Source organism: Sphingomonas sp. (assembly GCF_031426035.1).
In the GTDB taxonomy this organism is placed as follows: domain Bacteria; phylum Pseudomonadota; class Alphaproteobacteria; order Sphingomonadales; family Sphingomonadaceae; genus Sphingomicrobium.
This window is the reverse complement of sequence record NZ_JANPKO010000020.1, coordinates 1-2,373: the sequence shown is the minus strand read 5'-3', so window position 1 is coordinate 2,373 and position 2,373 is coordinate 1. Positions and strand designations below refer to the sequence as shown.

Sequence of the window (2,373 nt, the reverse complement as noted above, 5' to 3'; positions counted from 1 at the left end):
GGTCGCGCCAGTTGATGTTGTTGCTGGTGCCGGTCGCGCCCCAGCTGCCGCAGCCCAATGAAAAGGTCTGGCGCATGCCGTTCCACAGATTGCCACTGTTGGACGCGGCCTGCGGCTGGTTGACCATCACGCGGCACGTCCGTGTTGCCTCGGCAAGCTTGAGGATGTTGGCGTCGCTGGTCGAATAGATGCCGCAGCTGTGGCCCTGGCCCTGATAGGCCTGGATGCGGTTGGTCATCGCGATCGCCGCGTCGATATCCTTTACCCGGTAGAGCGTCATGGTGACCGTCATCTTCTCGCCCGAGAAGGGATAGCTCGGCCCGGTCCCGGTCTCGGGGACGATGAAGAACTTGGTCCCATCGGGGATTTCGAAACCGGCCATCGCGGCGATCGTTTCGGGCGGCTGCGCGACGATCTTCGGGTTGAGCGCGCCATCGACCCACAGCGCCGCCTGGAGCTTGGCCTTTTGATCGCCGTCGAGCACCAGACCGCCCTTGTCGACCAGCTTGGCGAGCATCTGGTCGTGAATGGCATCGACCAGCAGGACGCTGTTGTCAGAGGAACAGGAGGCGGCCATGTCGAGCGTCTTGGAGAGGCGGATTTTCTCCGCGGCGTCGTCCAAATCGGCGGTCTCGTCGACGGTGATCACGGCATTGCCGGCGCCGACCCCGAGCGCCGGCGTGCCACTGGCATAGGCGGCCTTAACCATCGCCGCGCCGCCGGTGGCGAGGATGCGGTCGCACTGCTTCATCAGCTGTTGCGTCTTCTCGATCGTCGGCGTCTCGATCGCGATGACGAGATCGGCGGGGGCGCCCATCTTGACGAGCGCCTCGCGCATCTTGTCGACCACCAGCTTGTTGGTGAGCTTGGCGCGCGGGTGCGGCGCGATGACGATCGAGTTGCGCCCCTTGACCGCGTTGATCGCCTTGATCACCGGGGTCGCCTCGGGGTTGGTCGAGGGCGACAGCGCGCCGATCACCCCGACCGGCTTGGCGAAGACGACGATTGCGCGCTCGGGAAACTGCTCGATCACGCCGACCGACTTGTCGTCGATGATATCCATCAGCGCGGCGCGGGTCTTGCGGAAGATCTTGAGATATTTGCCCTCGTAATTGCCGAGCTGGGTCTCCTCGACGGTGTGGCGCGCGATCATCTCGGCGACCTCGGGCCTGGCCACCGCCCACACCATCGCTCGGATCAGATTGTCGACCTGGGCTTGGGTGTAGTTGGCGATCTGCTCCTGCGCGGCGCGCGAGCGGGCGACCAGCGCGGCGATTTCTTCGGCTTCGGACGTTTGCTCGACGCGGACGGCAGTAGCCACGGGTAAAACTCCTGGTTGGAAGCAGCCGCGCCTAGCCAAGCGCGCCGCCCGATGTCAGCTAGGGCGGGCGAGGAGATTGTTCAATGCGTAGGATGGTGATTGCTGTACTGCTTGCGACCGCCGGGTCGACCGCGGCCATTGCCCAGTCCACTCCGCAGGACAAGCGCCTGGCCGCCATTTCGGCCCCGGTCAGCGCGGCGCGAATGCGAGCGACGGTCGAGAAACTGGTCAGCTTCGGCACCCGCCATACCTTGTCGTCGCAGACCGATCCGAAGCGCGGGATCGGGGCCGCGGTCCGCTGGGCCGAAGCCGAGCTGAAGGGCTTCGGCCTGCCCACGCAGCAGGTGTGCGACACCGTCACCGGGCGGCGCATCCCGGCGCCGACCAGGCTGTGCAACGCGGTCGCCATCCAGCGCGGTGCCGAGCGGCCGAACGACGTGGTGATCATCACCGGCCATGTCGACAGCCGCGTCACCGACCCGATGAACGCCACCGCCGATGCGCCAGGGGCCAACGACGACGGCTCGGGCACCGCGGCGGTGATCGAGGCGGCGCGGGTGCTGTCGAAGCACAGATTCCCCGGCACCATCGTCTACGCCGCTTTGTCGGGCGAGGAGCAGGGGCTCCACGGCGGCAAGATCCTGGCCGACTACGCCAAGGCGCAGGGCTGGAACGTCGTCGCCAATTTGAACAACGACATCATCGGCAACAGCTGCGGCTCGGACGGGGTGTGCGACGGCAAGACTGTGCGCCTGTTCTCCGAGGGGCCGCGCTGGCAGGGGCATGAGGAACTAGCGGCGCAGCAGCGCAGCCTCGGCGGCGAGAACGATTCGCCCTCGCGCAACCTCTCGCGCTTCCTCGACTCTCTCGCCGAGCGGCTGCCCCAGATCGGCCTCGACGTGCGGCCAATCTGGCGCAACGACCGCCACGGCCGCGGCGGCGACCACACCGAGTTCTTGAACGCGGGCTATCCGGCGGTGCGCTTTTCGGTGGCGGTCGAGAATTACAATCACCAGCACCAGGATGTCCGCGTCGAGAACGGCGTCGAATAT

The 2,373-nt window shown here is 66.4% G+C and carries 2 protein-coding genes; one reads left to right on the top strand and one right to left on the bottom strand.

The genetic code is table 11. The features are described 5' to 3' along the window. The coding region (locus tag RMP08_RS01340; protein WP_310467150.1) for an aldehyde dehydrogenase family protein at window positions 1-1,321 on the bottom strand (1,321 nt) is incomplete at its 3' end. Between the two features lie 83 nt (window positions 1,322-1,404). On the opposite strand from RMP08_RS01340, the gene RMP08_RS01335 reads away from it, so the two are divergent. After that, window positions 1,405-2,373: M28 family peptidase (locus RMP08_RS01335; RefSeq protein WP_310467148.1), on the top strand; the 969-nt coding region annotated here is incomplete at its 3' end.